This window comes from Capnocytophaga haemolytica, assembly GCF_001553545.1.
In the GTDB taxonomy this organism is placed as follows: domain Bacteria; phylum Bacteroidota; class Bacteroidia; order Flavobacteriales; family Flavobacteriaceae; genus Capnocytophaga; species Capnocytophaga haemolytica.
Map to the genome: position 1 here is coordinate 1,301,625 of NZ_CP014227.1, position 18,499 is coordinate 1,320,123.

General features: G+C 44.1%; 24 protein-coding genes and 1 tRNA gene. 22 read left to right on the forward strand and 3 right to left on the reverse strand.

Going from position 1 to position 18,499, the window contains the following annotated elements:
- Positions 1 to 203 precede the first annotated feature (203 nt).
- Positions 204 to 863: a class I SAM-dependent methyltransferase gene (locus tag AXF12_RS05705; RefSeq protein ID WP_066429103.1), complete on the forward strand. Its 660-nt coding sequence runs from the start codon at positions 204 to 206 to the stop codon at positions 861 to 863.
- 7 nt (positions 864 to 870) lie between these two features.
- Here AXF12_RS05705 and AXF12_RS05710 read toward each other — a convergent pair whose 3' ends face one another.
- Complete coding sequence (locus AXF12_RS05710; RefSeq protein WP_066429105.1) at positions 871 to 1,617, reverse strand: lysophospholipid acyltransferase family protein; 747 nt, start codon at positions 1,615 to 1,617, stop codon at positions 871 to 873.
- A gap of 197 nt (positions 1,618 to 1,814) precedes the next feature.
- On the opposite strand from AXF12_RS05710, the gene AXF12_RS05715 reads away from it, so the two are divergent.
- The 6 genes from AXF12_RS05715 (at position 1,815) to AXF12_RS12075 (ending at position 5,624) form a co-directional block, all read left to right on the forward strand.
- Positions 1,815 to 1,890: transfer RNA gene (locus AXF12_RS05715), tRNA-Gly, on the forward strand.
- A 110-nt stretch (positions 1,891 to 2,000) separates the two neighbouring features.
- Positions 2,001 to 2,930, forward strand: coding sequence for a phospholipase A (locus AXF12_RS05720; protein ID WP_066429107.1), 930 nt, complete (start codon positions 2,001 to 2,003; stop codon positions 2,928 to 2,930).
- Between the two features lie 148 nt (positions 2,931 to 3,078).
- Complete coding sequence (locus tag AXF12_RS05725) at positions 3,079 to 3,921, forward strand: hypothetical protein (protein WP_066429108.1); 843 nt, start codon at positions 3,079 to 3,081, stop codon at positions 3,919 to 3,921.
- The gene (gene kdsB / locus AXF12_RS05730) at positions 3,918 to 4,649 is read left to right on the forward strand and encodes a 3-deoxy-manno-octulosonate cytidylyltransferase (RefSeq protein WP_066429109.1); all 732 of its coding nucleotides are present in this window, start codon (positions 3,918 to 3,920) and stop codon (positions 4,647 to 4,649) included. Before AXF12_RS05725 ends, kdsB begins: the two co-directional genes overlap by 4 nt.
- A gap of 20 nt (positions 4,650 to 4,669) precedes the next feature.
- Positions 4,670 to 5,452: a hypothetical protein gene (locus AXF12_RS05735; RefSeq protein WP_066429110.1), complete on the forward strand. Its 783-nt coding sequence runs from the start codon at positions 4,670 to 4,672 to the stop codon at positions 5,450 to 5,452.
- Positions 5,409 to 5,624: a hypothetical protein gene (locus AXF12_RS12075; protein ID WP_143325003.1), complete on the forward strand. Its 216-nt coding sequence runs from the start codon at positions 5,409 to 5,411 to the stop codon at positions 5,622 to 5,624. The genes AXF12_RS05735 and AXF12_RS12075 overlap by 44 nt, the downstream gene beginning before the upstream one ends.
- A gap of 100 nt (positions 5,625 to 5,724) precedes the next feature.
- Here AXF12_RS12075 and AXF12_RS05740 read toward each other — a convergent pair whose 3' ends face one another.
- The gene (locus AXF12_RS05740; RefSeq protein WP_335338862.1) at positions 5,725 to 6,840 is read right to left on the reverse strand and encodes an ATP-binding protein; all 1,116 of its coding nucleotides are present in this window, start codon (positions 6,838 to 6,840) and stop codon (positions 5,725 to 5,727) included.
- A 285-nt stretch (positions 6,841 to 7,125) separates the two neighbouring features.
- Here AXF12_RS05740 and AXF12_RS05745 point away from each other — a divergent pair, with 285 nt between their 5' ends.
- The 7 genes from AXF12_RS05745 (at position 7,126) to AXF12_RS05775 (ending at position 13,864) form a co-directional block, all read left to right on the forward strand.
- Positions 7,126 to 8,298, forward strand: coding sequence for a tyrosine-type recombinase/integrase (locus tag AXF12_RS05745; protein ID WP_231909936.1), 1,173 nt, complete (start codon positions 7,126 to 7,128; stop codon positions 8,296 to 8,298).
- Positions 8,299 to 8,511: 213 nt separating this feature from the next.
- On the forward strand, positions 8,512 to 8,901 hold the full coding sequence (locus tag AXF12_RS05750; RefSeq protein ID WP_066429116.1) for a hypothetical protein: 390 nt from the start codon (positions 8,512 to 8,514) through the stop codon (positions 8,899 to 8,901).
- 94 nt (positions 8,902 to 8,995) lie between these two features.
- Entirely contained in the window at positions 8,996 to 10,177 is a 1,182-nt protein-coding gene (locus AXF12_RS05755; protein WP_066429117.1) for a PBSX family phage terminase large subunit, read from the forward strand.
- Positions 10,178 to 10,197: 20 nt separating this feature from the next.
- On the forward strand, positions 10,198 to 11,607 hold the full coding sequence (locus AXF12_RS05760) for a phage portal protein (RefSeq protein ID WP_066429118.1): 1,410 nt from the start codon (positions 10,198 to 10,200) through the stop codon (positions 11,605 to 11,607).
- Positions 11,608 to 11,716: 109 nt separating this feature from the next.
- Positions 11,717 to 13,228, forward strand: coding sequence for a structural protein (locus AXF12_RS05765; protein ID WP_066429119.1), 1,512 nt, complete (start codon positions 11,717 to 11,719; stop codon positions 13,226 to 13,228).
- Positions 13,225 to 13,446 carry a hypothetical protein gene (locus tag AXF12_RS05770; RefSeq protein WP_066429121.1) on the forward strand — a complete coding sequence of 74 codons (222 nt, stop codon included), beginning with the start codon at positions 13,225 to 13,227 and terminating at the stop codon, positions 13,444 to 13,446. Before AXF12_RS05765 ends, AXF12_RS05770 begins: the two co-directional genes overlap by 4 nt.
- 1 nt (position 13,447) lies before the next feature.
- A complete protein-coding gene (locus AXF12_RS05775; protein WP_066429122.1) occupies positions 13,448 to 13,864 on the forward strand; it encodes an HD domain-containing protein in 417 nt (138 codons plus the stop codon).
- Here AXF12_RS05775 and AXF12_RS05780 read toward each other — a convergent pair.
- On the reverse strand, positions 13,857 to 14,066 hold the full coding sequence (locus tag AXF12_RS05780) for a hypothetical protein (RefSeq protein WP_066429124.1): 210 nt from the start codon (positions 14,064 to 14,066) through the stop codon (positions 13,857 to 13,859). The genes AXF12_RS05775 and AXF12_RS05780 overlap by 8 nt on opposite strands.
- Positions 14,067 to 14,551: 485 nt before the next feature.
- Between AXF12_RS05780 and AXF12_RS05785 the strand changes: the two genes are divergently transcribed.
- From AXF12_RS05785 to AXF12_RS05820, 8 genes are all read left to right on the forward strand, one after another.
- Positions 14,552 to 15,175, forward strand: a complete 624-nt coding sequence (locus tag AXF12_RS05785) for a hypothetical protein (protein WP_066429126.1) — start codon at positions 14,552 to 14,554, stop codon at positions 15,173 to 15,175.
- A 5-nt stretch (positions 15,176 to 15,180) separates the two neighbouring features.
- Positions 15,181 to 15,573 carry a hypothetical protein gene (locus AXF12_RS05790; protein WP_066429128.1) on the forward strand — a complete coding sequence of 131 codons (393 nt, stop codon included), beginning with the start codon at positions 15,181 to 15,183 and terminating at the stop codon, positions 15,571 to 15,573.
- Positions 15,574 to 15,605: 32 nt separating this feature from the next.
- The gene (locus tag AXF12_RS05795) at positions 15,606 to 16,688 is read left to right on the forward strand and encodes a major capsid protein (RefSeq protein WP_066429129.1); all 1,083 of its coding nucleotides are present in this window, start codon (positions 15,606 to 15,608) and stop codon (positions 16,686 to 16,688) included.
- 86 nt (positions 16,689 to 16,774) lie between these two features.
- The gene (locus AXF12_RS05800; RefSeq protein ID WP_143325002.1) at positions 16,775 to 17,026 is read left to right on the forward strand and encodes a hypothetical protein; all 252 of its coding nucleotides are present in this window, start codon (positions 16,775 to 16,777) and stop codon (positions 17,024 to 17,026) included.
- A complete protein-coding gene (locus AXF12_RS05805; protein WP_066429133.1) occupies positions 17,026 to 17,340 on the forward strand; it encodes a DUF6706 family protein in 315 nt (104 codons plus the stop codon). Before AXF12_RS05800 ends, AXF12_RS05805 begins: the two co-directional genes overlap by 1 nt.
- Positions 17,341 to 17,358: 18 nt before the next feature.
- Positions 17,359 to 17,679 (forward strand): hypothetical protein, encoded by a 321-nt coding sequence (locus tag AXF12_RS05810; RefSeq protein WP_169792826.1) that lies wholly within the window; start codon positions 17,359 to 17,361, stop codon positions 17,677 to 17,679.
- Positions 17,676 to 18,065: a hypothetical protein gene (locus AXF12_RS05815; protein ID WP_066429136.1), complete on the forward strand. Its 390-nt coding sequence runs from the start codon at positions 17,676 to 17,678 to the stop codon at positions 18,063 to 18,065. Before AXF12_RS05810 ends, AXF12_RS05815 begins: the two co-directional genes overlap by 4 nt.
- Before the next feature lie 5 nt (positions 18,066 to 18,070).
- Complete coding sequence (locus AXF12_RS05820) at positions 18,071 to 18,472, forward strand: hypothetical protein (RefSeq protein WP_066429139.1); 402 nt, start codon at positions 18,071 to 18,073, stop codon at positions 18,470 to 18,472.
- The last annotated feature ends 27 nt before the right edge of the window (positions 18,473 to 18,499 follow it).

The following is an 18,499-nucleotide window of genomic DNA, read 5'->3' on the forward strand; positions in this document are numbered from 1 at the left end:
TTTGAAAGGTTACCCTCTAAGAAAACGGTATTTATTGGTTTTATTTGCTAACGAATATTTATTTGCAGAAATAAGCTATAAATCAATAATTTTATTACAACAACGCAATACATTTTTGTGGTGAGTTATTTTCGGTGCAGAAATTATTCATTATACATTGTTCATTATAAATTATTTTGTATCTTTGCCTGAAAATAAGTACTATGCAGCCACCTATATCTGATATGGCTATGTTGGGCAGGCTACTACGCTGTCCCTCAGGTGATAAAGCCATCGCCCTTGCCGACTATATGTTCGCCTCTAATGAAACGATGATTGCCTCTACCCTCGCACAACTTCAGCTCCCTGAGAATGGAACGCTTTTAGAAATAGGCTTTGGCGGGGGTGGACACCTGTCTGCACTTTTCACCAAGCTGCCCACAGTGCATTACACAGGCATTGATGCCTCAGCTGCGATGGTGGCTTACGCCCAGAGGCAAAACGCCAGTTACACAGAGTCAGGAAAAGCGCGTTTTCTCTGTGCTTCACCTGAGAAACCCCTATCACTCACAGGCGTTTTCAACGCTGCTTTTATGGTGAACGTACTCTATTTCATCAGCGATCCTAAGGCGTATTTCACTGATCTCTACACACACCTTTCACTAGGCGGACAACTACTTATCACTTGTATTGATAAGGCATTAGGGTCAAAAATCCCTTTTGCACAAGAGGATTTTACATTCTATGACGTCGATGAAGTGGAAGCCATTCTCACACCCATTGGTTTTACCCTAAAAGATACAAAAACATTCACCGAAACACTGATTTCAAAAGATGGAAAGCGCATTGAGCGACGCTATTGGGTGGCTTCTTTTAAGAAGTAAGTCTATGCTATTTTACTTTGAGGAACGACTCGTGTTGCTCGATAGCCATTTCGATTTGAGTAACGATTTCCTCAATAGTAGCATTCTCATAATCAATCTGCAAAGGCGGTTTGATCACCATTGATTGCTGAACGTCCTTCTTCTTGATGTTGATACCCTTTTTATCAAATGAACGTCGAAAACCGTCGATAACAATAGGCACTACAATAGGTTTGTACTGCTTGATAAGATGCGCAGTACCTTTACGGATGGGCTTCCACGGAGAGGTTGTGCCTTGAGGAAAGGTGATCACCCAACCATTAGAGAGTGCGATACCTATGTTGTCCACATCACTTTTGCGTACTTCACGATGCACTTCCTTACCCTTTTCGCGCCAAGTGCGTATCACAGGGATAGCCCCAGCATAACCCAATATTTTAGGGAGCAGACCTGATTTCATTGTTTCAGAAGCTGCAACGTAATATATATTGAGTTTAGGGTCCCACAAGTAGCCTATATTTTTAAGGGTATCTTTTCGCCCTTTAAGGCTGGCATTGAACACGTGATACATCGCTATCACATCAGCAAAATAAGTTTGGTGATTGGATATAAAAAGGACGTTCTTCTCAGGAAGTTGACGTATAATATCCGATCCTTCAATATGCAGTTTATTAAAACTGCTATACCGACTATGCGTGATAATTCCGAGGCTGCGAATAAGCCATTTTTTCAAGAAAAGGATATGTCCGAAAGGGTCTTTTTTTATAAAACTCATTGATTACGAATGATTTTACAGTTAGTCAATCTGCTTTGGAAAGGCAAATATAGGTATTTTAATTAAAACAGAAGTTTTATCCTGTAGAAAATTCCATAAGGTAGAAATGAAAAATAAGCTTCTTAAGAAAAATATTTTGAAAAAAAACTTGCACAGAATTATAAAAGGTCGTACCTTTGCCCCGCATTTAAGATCAAGCGAAAATAGCTCAGTTGGTAGAGCGCAACCTTCCCAAGGTTGAGGTCGCGGGTTCGAGACCCGTTTTTCGCTCCACAGAAAAAGGAATCACATAGGAGTGGTTCCTTTTTTTATTAAAAACTTTTTGTGTGTTGAAAGTTTTTTTGTACTTTTATCCCCTTAAATAAAAACGCTAAAAATAACTGATGAAACACCTATTTATATCGCTTGCACTATGTAGCCTTACCGCTTTACAGGCACAAGAGAAAGACACTTTAAGCACTGAGGAGCTTCCGCAGCCTAAGAGTGAACGCATTGACCTTAGGATTGACAACACGCTGGCGCGGGTATGGGAGTTAGAGCCTCAATACCAGCAGGGGACGTTCCGCTTTACGAACTATCGCCCGATGTATGCGATGCCCTTTCGCTATACGGACGTTCCTACGGAGCAACCCGTAAGCCTCAATCCCGAGCGCCCTGTGCCTGAGTGGCGCGATTACCAGCACGTAGAGATGAAGTTTCAAGTGAGCCTCAAAGGGAAGATTATCCAAGATGCGCTCTTTGGCAAGGGCGACCTATGGGTGGCATTTACCCAGCAGGCGTATTGGCAGATGTACAATGGTGAGATTTCGCGTCCTTTTCGCGAAATCAACTACGAGCCTGAGTTGATGTTCACCTACCCGATGAAGCTCTCAATAGGCAACCTGAAACTACGAATGCTGGGGCTCTCAGTCAATCACCAGTCCAATGGTAAAGAGGCAGCGCACTCCCGCAGTTGGAACCGACTCATACTGATGGGGGCTATGGAGTACCGCAGCGTGGGGATAGGCTTTAGGTTTTGGAAGCGTTTTTACGAGAAAGAAAAAGAGGACGATAACCCTCATATTCAGGATTATATTGGGCGGTGTGAGTTTAACATCTTCATTCCTTTCAAGAGGAATGTCTTTAACATTCGGCTGCTTAACAATCTGCGGTTTGACCATAACCGAGGGTTGGCGGAGGTCGCTTGGGTATACCCCCTCAATCGCGACCTGCGCATTCTCTTTCAAGCCTCACACGGCTATGGCGACTCGCTCATCGACTACAACTACAAACAGACGGTGCTGGGTGTAGGATTAACTTTCTTGAATTTATAGTGAGGGCTTCGCCAGAGGTCAGTGATCAGAAATCAGTAAGTAGAGAGTAATGCCCCTGATCCTCTGACTGATCACTAGTTCCTAACTTCTAATTAATCATTGAACATTAATCATTATTTCGTATCTTTGCGCTTTAAAACTACGTCTTATGAAAGATAAAGAAAAAACAGTACTCATTTGCGGACTTACTTTTGTGGTCTGCTTTGCGGTAGTTCCTTATGTATTTGGATGGATTGAGTCGACATTGCCAGGGTGGTTTGATAGGGCGGATTGGGAGGCTTACTACCTTTTGTTCTTTCACTTGCTGACGTTGCCCCCGCTCATTGCAGGAGCGTTGTGGCTCGGTGGACAGCAGCGGCTGTGCTATACCTTAGGCTTAGAAGGCAACCTGCGTGAGGGCTTAAAGCCCTTTGGGGTGCTACTGCTCACAATGATCATCATACTGCTCATTGCCATATGCATTCAGCCAATGTTTATACTCTTGCCCGTTGCACTTTATGAGTGTGCCGAACCTATTATCGTTTCCTTAGTTACAGTGCTCATCAGGTGTGTGTTGTTTACAGGCTTTACCTTTGCTCAGCTCTATCGCCGTGCTGGTTGGGGCTACGCTCCTGCGGTGCTTTTCGTCAGTGGGTTGTACTTACTAGCAAGGTGCTGGCGGCTTCCTTTTCAGCACTTTGAGTGGGAGTGGCTCTCATCAATTTTTGTGAACTTTCGGCTGATTATTGTCTTTGACATAGCGTGGGCAGCGTGGTTTTATACACAGTGGCGATTTAATATTTGGGCACTCTTCGCCGTGCAATGGGTAATGCATATCCCTGAAAGTATGTCACCCAGTCCTATTGATACATCTGATGAACTTCTAATGCTATTCCTATACAAGCTATTTATCGCCGTAGTGGTGAGCATTTACACGGTTATTTATAGGCGGCGCAAGGGCTATACTATTACAAGAGGGGGAGTTATGGATAACAAAAATACAACGATATGAAGACAATAGCAATGATACCTGCGCGCTATGGGGCGAGTAGGTTTCCTGGAAAGCTGTTGCAGAATTTGGCGGGTAAGCCTGTGATTGTGCGTACCCTTGAGGCAGTGCAGCGCACGGGTCTTTTTAGTGAGATTTATGTAGTAACAGACGATGACCGCATTGAGGAGGCAGTGCGTGCGGCTGGGGGGGCAGTACTCCGTAGCAAGAAAGAGCACCCCAGCGGTTCAGATCGCCTGGCGGAGGCTTCGGCAGACTTAGATGTGGAGGTTATCGTAAATGTGCAGGGCGATGAGCCTTTTACGGAGCGGGAGACGCTGCAAAAGCTATTAGACATCTTCGCGGCTGACAAAGCAGGCGAGGTAGCTGTCGCCAGCCTTATGGCGCCACTCACCGACCCTGAGGAGATCGCTAACCCCAACAACGTAAAGGTAGTGGTGAACAAGGCGGGCGATGCACTCTACTTCTCGCGGGCGGTGATTCCTTATCCCCGCGATGGTGAAGTAGCTATCACCTACTACAAGCATTTGGGTATTTATGCCTATCGCAAGGAGGCGTTGCAAGCGTTTACGCAGCTCGCTCCTTCGCCCTTAGAACGTACCGAAAAGCTCGAACAGTTACGCTACTTAGAGAACGGCTATACCATACGCCTTGCCATAACAGATAAGGCTACTATCGGCATAGATACCCCAGAGGACTTGGAGCGCGCACGCGCAGTTTTTAATGAGTAATGAGCAATGAGTAGAGAGTAATGAATTATAGTATTACCTACCCTGATTATTTAGTAAATGCGCGCGATTGGGAGCTACAAGCCTCTAAGGGGTGCCTCGACTCGGTGTATCTTGTGGTTGATGAGAATGCATACGAGCTTTCCTTTTACGACTTTACACGGGCTGAACAAGATGTTGCCGATAATGGTGAGGGGTATTTCTTTAAGCCTAATGTAGTGTTAGTGCCTGCGGTTACTAAGGAACATATAGCGCGTGCTGTAGCGGAGTTTGTCGCTCATAAAGAATACAACTACCTCATAGAAGCAAAGGAGGGGGAGGGTGCTTACCCTCAGAGTCCTCACGCTGCTGTGAAATATCAGATTTTGTGCTCCGAGGTGATGGACGCTATCAATTGGGCAGTGCAAGAATACAAGGGTTGGTTTGGGTGTATGTGCTTAAAAATCAATACAAAGGTCTACACAATGACGTGCTTTGATTTTGTAAGGAGCAAGCAAGAGTTGGAGAAGACTACTCAGGATGGATACAAACATTACTTCTTTGAAGAGAACTTGGCGCTGCTACCCAAACTTACCAAAGAAGCCATTGAAAAGGCACTTGCGGACATCGCTACTAAGGGCTATGAGCGGTATTTGGTGCAGGAAAAGAGGCAAAGCCTTGAGCAGCTTTTAAAGCTGTATTATATGGTTTTAAGGGTGGATACGGATATGACCCTACAAGGCGGGCGGCATCAGAGATGTCATCTCACGAAAGGTAGAACAGTTGCTTACAGAAGTGATAGACCCGCTACCGCACGACACAATTGACGCGAAGATACACGATTTTTTACTATATCTCTTAGGGTATGATACACCCGATTTGAACGATAAGTATCTGCACAGCCCTGAGGATTTAGAGGCTGCTTACGATCAATTGGAATGTATAGCCGTACTGAGGGGACACGAGCTTATAGTGGAGAAAGGGTATTTTGATGTGTAATGTATAATGTATAATGTATAATGCATAATTATATGAACTATTCGCTAATCCTTAATTCCTATTCGCTAATCCCTAATTCCCATTCGCTAATTTCTAATTCCTATTCACTAATTTCTAATTTATGAACTAATAACCTTGGGAGCATTGATATAGCATATAAAGGGCATATTCTCACTTCGCGAATGGCATCATTATCTCTTGTATCGGTGTGGTTGAACTTACCAAAATTCTCTAAGGACACTCGTATGCCTTTGTTGAGTTTCTTTTCACGCATAAACAGCCATAGGCTTTTCATACCGCCTTGTATCCCCGATTTTACTTCGATGGGGACTATCTTCTGATTGCTTGAGGTGAGGAAGTCTATTTCAGATTGGGCACCATTGGCTTTTCTGACCCAATAAAAAAGCTCTTGTCGCAGGTTAGGGTTTCGGTAACGAATGAGTTCTAAACCTGTGATCTGTTCGGCAATTGCTCCTTTATTGACAAGGTCTTGAGCACTTGCAATGATAATCTGCTCAGTAATCTCTGAGGTCTCATCGATATTCATTTGAAGTATGCGCAGCGTAATGCCTGTATCAAAAAGCAGCAACTTGCGATAGTTTACATCTGCTTCACAGCCCAGAGGAAAACCATTAGCAGCGGTATGGGTTATGGGGATTACAACACCTGCTAATATCAGTGCTTCAATAGCTTTTTTTACATCAACAGCTCTATAGGCTTCACCCACCCTTTGATAGATAAATTTGTTTCTGTTCTGGATAGCAATGCTTCTCATCGTGAGTTGCAATAAGGTAGGGTCGGCTTTGCTTTGGTATTTTGAGAAGTCGTCTTCATAACTTTGTATGATGCTATCGTGTATTTTCTGGCATTCTAAGTATTTGCCTGTTTCGACCCATTTAGCGACTGCTTTAGGCATGCCTCCGACGAGCATATACCTCCGCATCAGATATACTAATTTATCGTGGGTGGCCACCGAAAGTGATTCGCCTGAGGTGTTTTTATTGCGGGCTTTTATCAGAAAATGCTCACCACAGGCTTCAAGAAATTCATCAAAAGACATAGGGTACATAAATAGTGATTGAATGCGCCCTACGCCAAAACCTGATAAGTTTTCGATGGCTAACTCTAAGAGCGACCCTGCGGCGATAACATGCAAATCAGGGGTGATTTCCCTAAAATACCTAAGTGCTTTGATTGCCTCAGGACATTCCTGTATTTCATCAAGAAATAGTACATATAATAATTATTGAAATAAAAATATTTTAAATGTTAGTGTTTTTGAGGAGCGGTAAGGGGTTTGTGTAAATTATGAAAAATATTTTTTTTGTAAATTTTATACTTTTTCTTACCACTGTACTTACCCTTTTTGTATCTTTGCAGCCAAATTTGATGCTATATGTTTTTTTACCTCAAAGATCCTAACGGGTGCAAAGATACAATAATTATTATTCAGTATTACATTGCAAGTGAAAAAAAATTGTTTAAGTACTCAACGGGTGTAATGATACACCCCGATGATTGGGACTTCTCAGCGCGTATGCCAAAGGCACGAAAAGGTAACGAAGGGGTGCGGCTTCGCAAACTTACAGCGCAAATTATGCAGTACAATGACTTTCTTATAATGCTGGTGGATAACTGCAAACTTAACGGTGAGAAGATAACTCGTGAGAAGTTAAAAGGGGCATTCGATGCGCACTTCAAACCTGAGAAGGCTAAAATAAAGTTGGTGTACCTCACGGATTTTATAGAGGACCTATTAAAGGGTATCAAAGATAAGATTAATAATAACACAGGGCAAAATTACAGTCCTTCGAGGATAATACAATATAAGCAGGCAAATAGGATACTCAAAGCGTTTGAAGCGTACGTAAAAAAGCGTGTTAGGATTGTGGATTATGATTTAAAGATGAATGATGCTTTTTTGAATTACTGCAAGAATGTACGTAAGAATGCAGATGGTACGGTGGGGGAATATATCAGGGCTATTAAGGCACTGCTAAGGAAGGCACAGAAAGAGGGTTATGAAATAGCTGGTAATCTTACGGATTTTACGAGTGTGAGTGGTAAAAGTGTTTCGGTAGCGTTATCAGAAGAGGAAATACAGCACATTTTTGAGTTTGATTTTTCTAATGATAAGCAGTTAGAGAATGTGCGGGACCTCGTAATATTAGGGGTGTGGACGGGTTTACGTGTGTCCGATTTAATGAGCTTACCACCGATTGACCCTGAGAGTAAGTTTATAGAGGTAGAGCCACAAAAGACGCGTAATACATCGGGGGCGAAGGTGGTTATCCCGTTACATCATCAGGTCAAAGAGGTCATAAGGCGTCGGGGTATGCCCACTCCTATAAATAAATTGCTATTTAACAAGCTCATTAAAGAGGTTTGCAAGGCGGTGGGTATCGACGGTCCTACGCAGGGGGCGGTAATGAATGCTCATACCAAGCGCAAAGAGGCGGGCACATTCCCTAAGTATATGTTAGTGAGTTCGCACACATGCCGCCGTTCGTTTGCTACGAATTTATATCTAATGAATTTTCCTACCTTGTCAATTATGAAGATTACGGGGCATACTACTGAAAGCTCGTTTTTATCGTACATCAAAGTAACGCCCAAAGAGCACGCTCAAAAGTTGTTAGAGCATTGGGAGGCGTATTATAGAGATAAGATATAGAAGATTTGGCACCTGCAAAATGTAGGAGGCATTGGCTGCTAAAAAGCTCCAAACACCGTGCCTTAAGCGGTGCTATTCCTCTACGGGGGGAGTTATAAAAGTGGTTGTTCGGGAATGCTGAATAACCACTTTTTCAAAAATCACCCCCCACTCATTGCTAATTAATCATTTATTCGTACCTTTGCCCCGTATTAACAATTAATTTATTTTACAATGAGAAAAATAATTTTAGTTATGCTGACAGCATTAGTAACGTTGTCTTGCTCAAAAAATGAAGACAAGAAAGAAGAAAAAGCAACTAATCCACTTATTGGAACAAAATGGACAACAGAGGATTATATTGCAGAGTTGATTTATGGAAAAACTTGCACTACTTCAATTGAGTTTCTTGATGAGACTCGTTGTCAGACTATTAACGTAAGAAAAACAACTTACATAACATCTGGCACCGATGTTATAGAAGGAGTTTATCAAGTTAAGGGAGACTCTGTTTTTTGGAGTGATGGAAGAAATGATAAAACGTTAAATAATAGGGGAAAGGTTTCAGGTAGTACTATTACAACGCCAATAAAAAATATGACTTATATAAAAGAATCTAAATAAGTAACACTAATCCCCCCTAACAACTGAGTAAATAACCTAATAGAGAGGTTGCAGTCTGTACACACGTACAGACTGCAACCTCTTTTTTCTATTTATGCAAACCATACAAACCACAAAGATATACGCCAAAGTAGACGAGGCAGTAAGTCAAGGATATACCACCATATCCGCCCAAGGATCTTCACGCAGTAGTAAGACGTATAATATCCTTATATGGCTCATCGTCTACCTATTGCAGCACCCCAATACACGCCTATCCATAGTGCGCGCCACACTCCCCGCCCTCAAAGGCTCCGTGTTTATCGACTTCAAAGAGATATGCTACAAAATGGGCATCTTTGACGAGAAAGCACTCAATAAGTCCGAGCTCATTTACACCTTCCCCAACGGCTCTTGGGTAGAGTTCTTCTCTACGGATAGCGAGCAGAAAATACGCGGACGCAAGCGGGATATACTCTACTGCAACGAGGCAAACGAACTCAAATTCATTGAGTGGCAACAGCTCAAAATGCGTACCACACGCTTTGCCATTGTCGATTACAACCCATCCTTCTCAGACGACCATTGGCTGTGTGCACTCAACCGCGACCCTCGTACCTACCATTTCGTATCCACCTATAAGGACAACCCCTTCCTCGAACAGAACATCATTGACGAAATCGAAAGCCTCCGCGAGAAGAACGCCACCCTATGGCAAGTCTATGGATTAGGGCAACAAGCAATGATTGAAGGACTTATATTCACCAACGTGGAAGTCATTGACACCATACCCCATTGGGTCAAAAAGCGCGGCATCGGAATGGACTTTGGCTACACCAACGACCCTACTGCCATCATGGAATGCGCCGTTGTGGATAATGACCTCTACATTAACGAAATCGCCTACCAAACTCAGATGCTATCCTCCGACATCATAAAGATACTCAAGCCCCTGAACCTCAAAGTCATTTCAGAAAGTGCCGACCCCCGCCTCATTCAGGAAATCTCCAACGCGGGCGTACTCATCTACCCCGTACAGAAATATCAAGGCTCTATAATGGGTGGTATTACCAAGATGCTCGATATGCGTCTCAAAGTAACCCGCAACTCCATTAACACCCTCAAAGAGTTCAAAAACTACACCTACCAGCAGGACAAGGAAGGACGTTGGCTCAACCAACCCATTGACGCCTTTAACCACGCCATTGACGCCGTCCGCTACTACGTGCTCGGCGAGCTATTGGGGCGCATACAGACCAAAAACACCCTCACCAAAGAAGATTTAGGAATATTTTAATAACATAACACACAAAGAAAATGAATATCAAAGAACAATCCACCACACAGCAACAACGCCTCGCCATTGAGGCGATACAGCAACGACAACTCGCCCAAAATGAGGAAAGTGTAGCGCAAGAACTACACCTCGCCCTATCACAAGGTGAAGTCGCCACAGCTCTCTCCCTCTTTGAGGACAATACCATAAAGGTAAACGCCGCTATCGCCGAGTACGAAACTGCTACCCACGCCGTAATGCAGCGTCCCAATAAATACCCCAAAGGAAAAGAACCCTACATCACTGAAAAACTACCCCGCGCGTGGCAAAAATACATCAACGAAGTAGCCCTCTTCTTCCTGCTCAATAACCCCATCGAGTGGAGCTTAAAGAAAGGCAACGATGCCGTATTCGAGGCATTTACCACCTTCCTGAAAAACACACGCTTCAACACTACCACTCGCGAAGCTAAGAGGCTTGCAGGAGCGGAAACCCAAGCCGCAAAGCTCTACCACCTCTACCGCGATGAGGATAACCACGCACAGGTAAAAGTTATCGTACTCTCCAAGAGTAAAGGCTACGACCTTTACCCACTTATCGACCAATACGGCACAATGGTAGCCTTCGCCGTAGGCTATAACGTCAAGCGCAACCGCAAGTCCGTGCAGCGGCTCGACATCTATACCGACAAAATCAACTACCAATGCGAAAAACAAAACGGCGAGTGGCACATCACCACAGCAGCAAACCCCCTGCGCAAAATCCCCGTGATATACTTCAAGCAAAACACCGAATGGCACGGCGTAGAGGCCCGTATCCTCCGCGATGAAATGCAGGACAGCAAAACAGCCGACATCAACAACTATTTTGCCGACCCCGTAGCCGTTGTAACCGCAGATGTAGTCTCGGGGCTACCAGAGGGCGAAGGCATCGGAAAGGTAGTGAGAATAACAGGCAAAGATGGCGACTTCCGATACATCGAGCCGCCTACTTCTGTCAATATGAAAGAAAGCGAGAAAGCCGCCAACACAAAAGCAATCCTACAAGACAGCTTCACCCCCGACTTCTCATTCGAAACCCTCTCAGGAATGGGCACCCTCTCAGGCGAAGCACTGCGGCGCGCCCTTATCCTCGGCTACATCAAGCGCAACCGAAACATAGAGATATACGAAGCCCTTATCGACCGTGAGAAGAACCTTATCCTCACCATAATGCAGCAGTTTACCCACGTAGCTCTGAGCGCACAAATCCGCGAGGCAGAAATATATATGCAGTTCGCCGAGCCATTCACTGAGGACATACGCGAGCAGATTGAGAGCGTAGGCAATGCCGTATCCAGCGGAGTAATGAGCCTCGAAACAGCAATAAACACCCTGCGCCTCGTAGACGACCCTCAAAGCGAAATCGACCGCATCAAAGGACAAAAAGAAGCTACCTTACTCACCGAATGACGAGTAGGGTAGCATACCTATACCTACCGTCTACCTACCGTCTACATTACGTCAATGCGCATTAAAACATTCGTAATAAGTGCATTATAAAGGAACTAAAAGCTATTTTATGTTTGAGAAATACAACATCCAACATCAGAACCAAACCGAGAAGGACGTCCGCTACCTCGAAACACTCTACACACAGGTAATCACCCTCGTAGCTCTCTACGTATACCAAAGTGTAAATACGCTATCGTCGAACGCCTTTGAGTTTGCCCAATTCGCTGCACTCAGTGCCAAAGTAAACCGCCTGATGAAAGAGTTCGCAGGGCGAGTGGAAACACATATCCAAAAAGCAGTCGAAGCCCATTGGAACTTCTCAAACAAAAAGTACGACACGAGGTCTGAGGTGTGGGGGATGGGGTCTAAGCCAGCGACCCACACACCTTACACCTCAAAGCTCAAACTCAGCGACCGCGTATGGCGCAATACCCAGCAACTGCGTGAGGAACTTGAAATGGCAATAGACGTAGCCTACAAAAAAGGAACGTCCGCCCAAGAGCTTGCCCGCCAAATCAAAAAGTACCTTAACGAGCCTGACAAGCTATTTCGTCACTATAAAGACAAAAACGGAGCGATGCAACTCTCAAAGAAAGCCGCCGCCTATCACCCAGGGGCAGGCATCTATCGTTCCAGCCTGAAAAACGCAGAGCGGCTGGCACGCACCGAAATCAATATGGCATACCGCGCCGCAGATATCGAGCGTTGGCAACAGCTCGACTTTGTCATCGGCTACGAAATAAAACGCAGTCGCCACCCTTACCCTTGCAAAATATGCGATATGATGCAAGGCAAATACCCCAAGGACTTCTATTGGGTAGGCAATCACCCCAATTGCCGCTGTTATGTAGTGCCCATAATCCAACAAGGTGCAGAAGCAACCGCAGTTGAGATGAACCCCAAATTCACCCAGTGGCTATCTGAGAACGCCGACCGCCTCAATGATAACAACCTGCCAATGTTCCTATGGGGAGACAATAAAGAAGTAACAAACATCATCTCAGCAAAGAAACTAATGCAAAAAGCATCGGCAGCATCTATTGAGGTCGAAACCCTTAGCAAGTCAGTAGCTGAGAAATTTAAAGGCTTCACAACAGAAGTAAACCTCAAATCGGAGCAATCTATATTGAGAAAAGTAACCAATGAATACAACGGCGACTTCTCACTCGTGAAAGACGCCGTCAGAACCACAATTATCATTCCTGAAAATAAAATGCAAGAATGTTTTGATTATTTGCAAAAAAGTAGTATCTTTGCACGCATAAAGAAACAAGCCCCTGAGAAACACTTAGGCTATAGTGGTATTCTCACGAATATAAACACATCACAAGGCGTAATGGCAGAAGTGCAAGTCAATACAGCTAAAATGATTTATGCCAAAGAAAAACCATCAAGCGCAATCCGAATTATCGGAAAAGAACGCTGGCAGCAAATCAAAAATGAAGTAGGCGTAGAAGGTGGATTAGGGCATAAGTACTACGAAGAATACCGAGTGTTGGATAAGAATATCCCAGCAGAACTAAAAAGAATGAAAGAGTTAGAGAAATTATCGTTTGACTATTACAACAATTTCAGATGAACAAGAATTTAGAACATCTAAGCAAAAACAAGGCGACCTACATACTTGACGAGTACGAGGAAGCGGCTTTCCGATTTACAGGAACAGGCAGTGGTAACTTCTGCGAGGTTAAGTTTAAGGGAAAAGCCCCTTATAAAGTAGAGTGCACCACAGCCTTAGCAATGGGCGCACTCTTAGATGGTAAAATCATAACAGAGCAAGACTATAAAGACTTTTAAGATGTTAGAAAAAGCAATTGAAATAGCCGTAAAAGCCCATAAAGGGCAAAAAGACAAAGCAGGCAAACCCTATATACTGCACTGCCTACGAGTGATGAATGCAGGGCAAACCAACAACGAAATGATTTGCGGCGTACTTCACGACCTTGTAGAGGACACCCCCTACACCTTTGACGACTTAAAACGTGAAGGCTTTACTGAGGAAATAATAAACGCCCTAAGATGTGTAACCAAAAAAGAAGGTGAGCACTACGATGACTTCATAACCCGCATATTAGGCAATCCATTAGCCGTAAAAGTTAAAATCAACGACCTGAAAGACAATATGGATATTACCCGCCTAAACCAAATCACCCCCGTAGATATAGAACGACTTCAAAAATACAAAAAAGCACTCCAAAGACTACAAGCTAATTAAATGGAAACTCAACGCCTCTGCCTCGTGCCTTGATTTCTTTAATCTCTTTGAGAAGCTCTTTTTCATCTTCATTTTGCGGTTGCCTTCTGCCTGTAGCCAACATCACCCCTATAATATCATAGTCCAAGTCCATTGAGTTACAATAGTCTTGGTAAGAGTTGTACGTTATGCCATCTACTGATATGTATTTCTTCTCACTCATATAATTAAATATTAACGCAGGCAAAGATAACACTTTTTTTTCTAACTGACAAAATATTTTTGAAACTTTTTTAACAGAAAAACACCCCTATAAAAACACAGTTGTAATAATTTCAAAAACAGCGCATTACAAAAAGTTCAAAAAATACTCAAAAAAAAGACAAAAATAATTCAAAGGACGCATAAGTAATATTACGAGTGTATCATATTATTGTCTACCTTTGCACCATAGAAAAATAATGTGCCAAAAAGTTATGGAAAAAACGAGGGTGGTATGCCCTAAGTGCAAGGGTTTTCTTGCGGTGGTGTATCCGTTTTTGAGTGATATGCAAGAAGTAAAAGCATATTGCCACAAGTGTAATTCATTTGTAATAGGAGTGCCTCAGAAATGTAAGTAGTGGCATTCGAACCTATGTAGAGAGGTTGCAAGCTATGTAATGTAGTTTGCAGCCTCTTTTTTGTTATGTAAACTTTAAAATAAAGAATATGTTTAAGGAAAAAATCTTTGATGGGCTGAAAACTAAGTACTCGAGCTTAGGGCTAAGCAAGGAAGTTTTAGAGGGCGTGGCAACGCAATTGAGCACTTCCGTTACAGAAGAAACGCAAATCGAACCAGCGGTAAATGGGGCGGAAGGTATGTTGAAGCTATTTCAATCGTACGCGGATAGTCGGGTAAATGCTTTCAAGACTGAAAGCGAAAAGTACAAGGCTGAAGTTGAAAAGTTGAAAGCTGAGGCAGCAAAAAAACAAAGCGAACCTACACAAGGAGGAAATGCAAAGGAAGACGGTGAAGACTTTAAGGCTCTTTTAACAGAGGCTTTAAAGCCTTTGACTGAGAAAATTGGGCAGCTTGAAGCTGATAAAAAGGCTGAGGCTCGTAGCAACTTTATAGCCTCGAAGGTGAAGGAGTTGGGCATTCCTGATTGGAGGGTGAAAGAGCGCTTTGGAATTACTGAGGATATGGACGAGGCTGCAATTAGTGAGTACTTATCCACAGTGAAGCAGAACATTCAGACGGCGGGGTTGGGCACAAAGGGCGGTTTGCCGCTTGATGCGAACGACAAACCAAAGGCTGAGGATGTAAAAAGTATTGTTGAAAATTTAATGTAGACAAAATGGCAGTAGCAAATTTAAACAAGCAGACTGAAACGTTTGCAGATGGAATGGACAACATTGTAATTGTAAATGTTGTCGATGGCATCAAAGGCGGGCGCACGCTGAACGTTACGGGCTTTGATGGTGATGTTATCCGTGCGGGGCACTTGATTATCAAGGAGACCGCCAGCGGTGATTACAAGCCTATGCCTGTAAGTGGTGATGCTTATGGTACGCTCCCTGCGGGGCACACTTACGCTGGGGTACTGGTTTCGAGTATCTTGAAAACCAAACCTTTTGCAGGGATTATGGTGCAAGGGACAGTGAATGCAAACGCTGTACCTTTTAAGATGGATACTATCTTAGGTGATGTGAAAAAGGCGTTACCTTTGATTGATTTCCGCAAAGACTAATCGTATAACTATTAAATTTCAGATTGTAAGAAATGGAAAAATCATTGTATGCACAATATGTAGACAAGTATTTGTCTGCAATTGTTATAGGAGTGGTTGAGAAGCTCAATGACTCTAATAAAGCCTTGACGTATCGTTTCCGTAGCCTTTTGAAAAAAGAGTATTCAGTAACGGGCACTTGGGAGAGCCTTATAGGAAATAACCTGAGAGTGTCGGCTGATGTAGTGGCTATGGACAGCCCTCTACCTCTGAAGAATAGGGGTGCACTCAGAAAGGCAGCAGGCGATATTCCTAAGATAGGAATGGAGCTGTTTTTGAGTGAAAAGCAAATCTCAGACATTGATGCTATGATAGCATCAGGAAGAGACAGAAAGCAAATTATTGAGAAAATACTCGCAGATACACCACGTGTTATCACGGGGATATACGAGCGTTTGGAAGCGATGTTTTTGCAGGGGCTTTCTACGGGTATGATACTTGTAGAGGCTGACAACGAGGGGATAGGCGTTCGTTTGGATTTTGGGTTCCAAACTGAGAACAAGTTTGGGGTAAAGGTGCTTTGGAGCACCCCAGCAACTGCGAAACCTATGGACGACTTCCAACGGGTGTATGACAAGGCACTTGCTGATGGTAATACTATTAGCAAGGTGTATATGGACAGTAAGACGCTCAACACGTTGCTCAGTACCGACCAGATGAAGCAGCTTTACGCTTTTGCGGCTGGCTTTACAGGCGGCAATGTACCTACACCTACCTTAGAGCAGGCTAACAAGGCGTTGAATGATAAATTTAGTTTTACCATTGAGCGCGTGGATAGAGCTATGAAGGTGCAGAAAGATGGTGTAACGAAGACTATCAAGCCGTTTAAGGAAGGTATGGTAGTGTTTACTGATGGGGATGTTTTAGGCTCTTTGGTGTGGACTAACACAGCAGAGGCAAACCACCCTGTGGCAGGTGTTAATTACGCTACTTCTGAGGAGTATCTACTTACTTCCAGGTATCGCGTCAATCGTCCTACTTTCAGAGAATATACCGCATCTCAGGCGCGTGTACTCCCTGTAATTCAGGACGTGGATAAGATATATCACCTCGACAGCACTACCGTGCAGGCGTAGCGGTATATTTCTATTATTCAATAGTGGGGAGTGTAGGCAAGCTCCTGCGCTCCCTTATTTTTAACAAATTAAACAGAGTAAAACGTATGAAAGCAGTTGTACTAAAAGAGTTCAGAGACAAAGACAATTTCGACAAGGTGTATAAAGAGGGTGAAAGTTATGATTTTTCCCCTGAGAGGTATGCTGAGTTGAAAGCGTTGGGGTTAGTGGGAAGCACAGAACCCGTTGTGGAAGAACCTGTTGTAGACGAAACCCAGAAGGACGAAACCGCTAATGGCGAGACTTCAGAAGATGGTTCTACTCAGAACAAACCTAAGAAAATTAATATGCCTAAGTAATGACAAACAGAGCATACATAACGCAAAGTTTATCCACCTTTGGGGTGAGTGCAGGCAAAATAGAGTTGATACTCTATAATGCGCAGTTAGACCCTAATGGAACGGCTGAGCCTCTTGTGCTGAAAAGAGCACTTTACGATAACTCAAAGGAGCTGTTAAACGGCTTTACGAGTGTTTCGGAAGGGGGCACATCGCTGGCGTACGACAAGGATAGTTTTTTGCGTTGGTATTCGCTGCTGTGTCAGGAACTGGGGCTCCCGAACTTATTAGGTGAGGTGCGTTCTACGATTTCGGACGGCACGTATTTATGGTAAGTATAAAGAACAATGGCTATGATTTTTGACACGGGAACGATAGAGGCTAAGATGACCACAGGTGGGGGCTTGGTGGATGGTATTCCTGAGAGAGCTGCTGAAAGCTGGGGCGAGGCTATTCCGTGCCATATTATGGCGAATGTGGACGACCATAAAGGGACCGACAAGGATGGCACATTTAGGCGGTTGGCGTTTACGGTGTGGATTGATACACCGCCTTACAGCCTGAAAGCAAAGCGAGTGCGTCTTACAAGTGGCAGCGGTGAGGTTTTGGGGGAATTTGAGGTGCAGAGCATTGAGTACGCCCCCTTAACGCATCGCACAAAGATAACGCTATGATAAAGGCGACTGTACACATCGACAAGGAGCAGATACATAGCAAGCTCACGGCTAAGGTAGTCGATTGTCTTACCAAAGCAGGCGAGCTGTGTATTGCAGAGGCGCGCACGGGTGGAAGCTATACCGACCGCACGGGCAACCTTCGCAACTCTGTGGGGTATGTGGTGCTTGTGGATGGCAAAACGGAGCGTCAGGCGAATATCAATGCGCTGAATGCAAAGCAAGTGAACGACCTTGCGCCAAAGTATAGCAGTGGTATAGTGCTGATTGTAGTAGCTGGAATGAAGTATGCGGCTTATGTAGAGGCTAAGGGCTACAATGTGCTCACCTCTGCGGAGTTGCTGGCTGAAAAGATAGCACCACAGTTGCTTTCACAATTACACTAATCGCTATGGTAAAGACAGGAGGACAAATAGAGTTGGACGTTTTCGGCTTGCTCAAAGACGAGTTGGAAGGCATCGTGTCGGGGGGTGTGTATCTGCAAGGTACGCGTCCTTTTGATAGCCGTAAGGAGGATGCTGTGGTGTCGTTTTTGACGGGCACAGAGGGGGACGTACAGGCGGGCGCGCTGAATGTGAATGTGTATGTACCTGATATTGATATGGGGGGCGAAAAGCGAGTGAAGGATGTGCGCCGTTGTGTGGAGGTGGAGCGTTTGCTGGTGGGGCTTATTAGTAAGCCTAAGAGCGAATATAGATTCAGCTTGGGGCAGACGATTAGCACCTTTGCAGAGGCGGATATTGAGCAGCATTTCGTCAATGTACGACTGAGGTACAAGCGTTTTGCGTTATAAGGATTATTAACAATTAAAAAACATAAG

Bases quoted from the DNA above. Each gene is read 5' to 3' on its own strand.
- AXF12_RS05790 (WP_066429128.1), top strand. From the start codon at position 15,181: ATGGCAGTAGCAAATTTAAACAAGCAGACTGAAACGTTTGCAGATGGA.
- AXF12_RS05745 (WP_231909936.1), top strand. From the start codon at position 7,126: ATGATACACCCCGATGATTGGGACTTCTCAGCGCGTATGCCAAAGGCA.
- AXF12_RS05760 (WP_066429118.1), top strand. From the start codon at position 10,198: ATGAATATCAAAGAACAATCCACCACACAGCAACAACGCCTCGCCATT.
- AXF12_RS05805 (WP_066429133.1), top strand. From the start codon at position 17,026: ATGACAAACAGAGCATACATAACGCAAAGTTTATCCACCTTTGGGGTG.
- AXF12_RS05815 (WP_066429136.1), top strand. From the start codon at position 17,676: ATGATAAAGGCGACTGTACACATCGACAAGGAGCAGATACATAGCAAG.
- AXF12_RS05770 (WP_066429121.1), top strand. From the start codon at position 13,225: ATGAACAAGAATTTAGAACATCTAAGCAAAAACAAGGCGACCTACATA.
- AXF12_RS05785 (WP_066429126.1), top strand. From the start codon at position 14,552: ATGTTTAAGGAAAAAATCTTTGATGGGCTGAAAACTAAGTACTCGAGC.
- AXF12_RS05720 (WP_066429107.1), top strand. From the start codon at position 2,001: ATGAAACACCTATTTATATCGCTTGCACTATGTAGCCTTACCGCTTTA.
- AXF12_RS05750 (WP_066429116.1), top strand. From the start codon at position 8,512: ATGAGAAAAATAATTTTAGTTATGCTGACAGCATTAGTAACGTTGTCT.
- AXF12_RS05780 (WP_066429124.1), bottom strand. From the start codon at position 14,066: ATGAGTGAGAAGAAATACATATCAGTAGATGGCATAACGTACAACTCT.
- kdsB (WP_066429109.1), top strand. From the start codon at position 3,918: ATGAAGACAATAGCAATGATACCTGCGCGCTATGGGGCGAGTAGGTTT.
- AXF12_RS05735 (WP_066429110.1), top strand. From the start codon at position 4,670: ATGAATTATAGTATTACCTACCCTGATTATTTAGTAAATGCGCGCGAT.
- AXF12_RS05795 (WP_066429129.1), top strand. From the start codon at position 15,606: ATGGAAAAATCATTGTATGCACAATATGTAGACAAGTATTTGTCTGCA.
- AXF12_RS05755 (WP_066429117.1), top strand. From the start codon at position 8,996: ATGCAAACCATACAAACCACAAAGATATACGCCAAAGTAGACGAGGCA.
- AXF12_RS05705 (WP_066429103.1), top strand. From the start codon at position 204: ATGCAGCCACCTATATCTGATATGGCTATGTTGGGCAGGCTACTACGC.
- AXF12_RS05765 (WP_066429119.1), top strand. From the start codon at position 11,717: ATGTTTGAGAAATACAACATCCAACATCAGAACCAAACCGAGAAGGAC.
- AXF12_RS05820 (WP_066429139.1), top strand. From the start codon at position 18,071: ATGGTAAAGACAGGAGGACAAATAGAGTTGGACGTTTTCGGCTTGCTC.
- AXF12_RS05810 (WP_169792826.1), top strand. From the start codon at position 17,359: ATGATTTTTGACACGGGAACGATAGAGGCTAAGATGACCACAGGTGGG.
- AXF12_RS05725 (WP_066429108.1), top strand. From the start codon at position 3,079: ATGAAAGATAAAGAAAAAACAGTACTCATTTGCGGACTTACTTTTGTG.
- AXF12_RS05710 (WP_066429105.1), bottom strand. From the start codon at position 1,617: ATGAGTTTTATAAAAAAAGACCCTTTCGGACATATCCTTTTCTTGAAA.
- AXF12_RS05775 (WP_066429122.1), top strand. From the start codon at position 13,448: ATGTTAGAAAAAGCAATTGAAATAGCCGTAAAAGCCCATAAAGGGCAA.
- AXF12_RS05800 (WP_143325002.1), top strand. From the start codon at position 16,775: ATGAAAGCAGTTGTACTAAAAGAGTTCAGAGACAAAGACAATTTCGAC.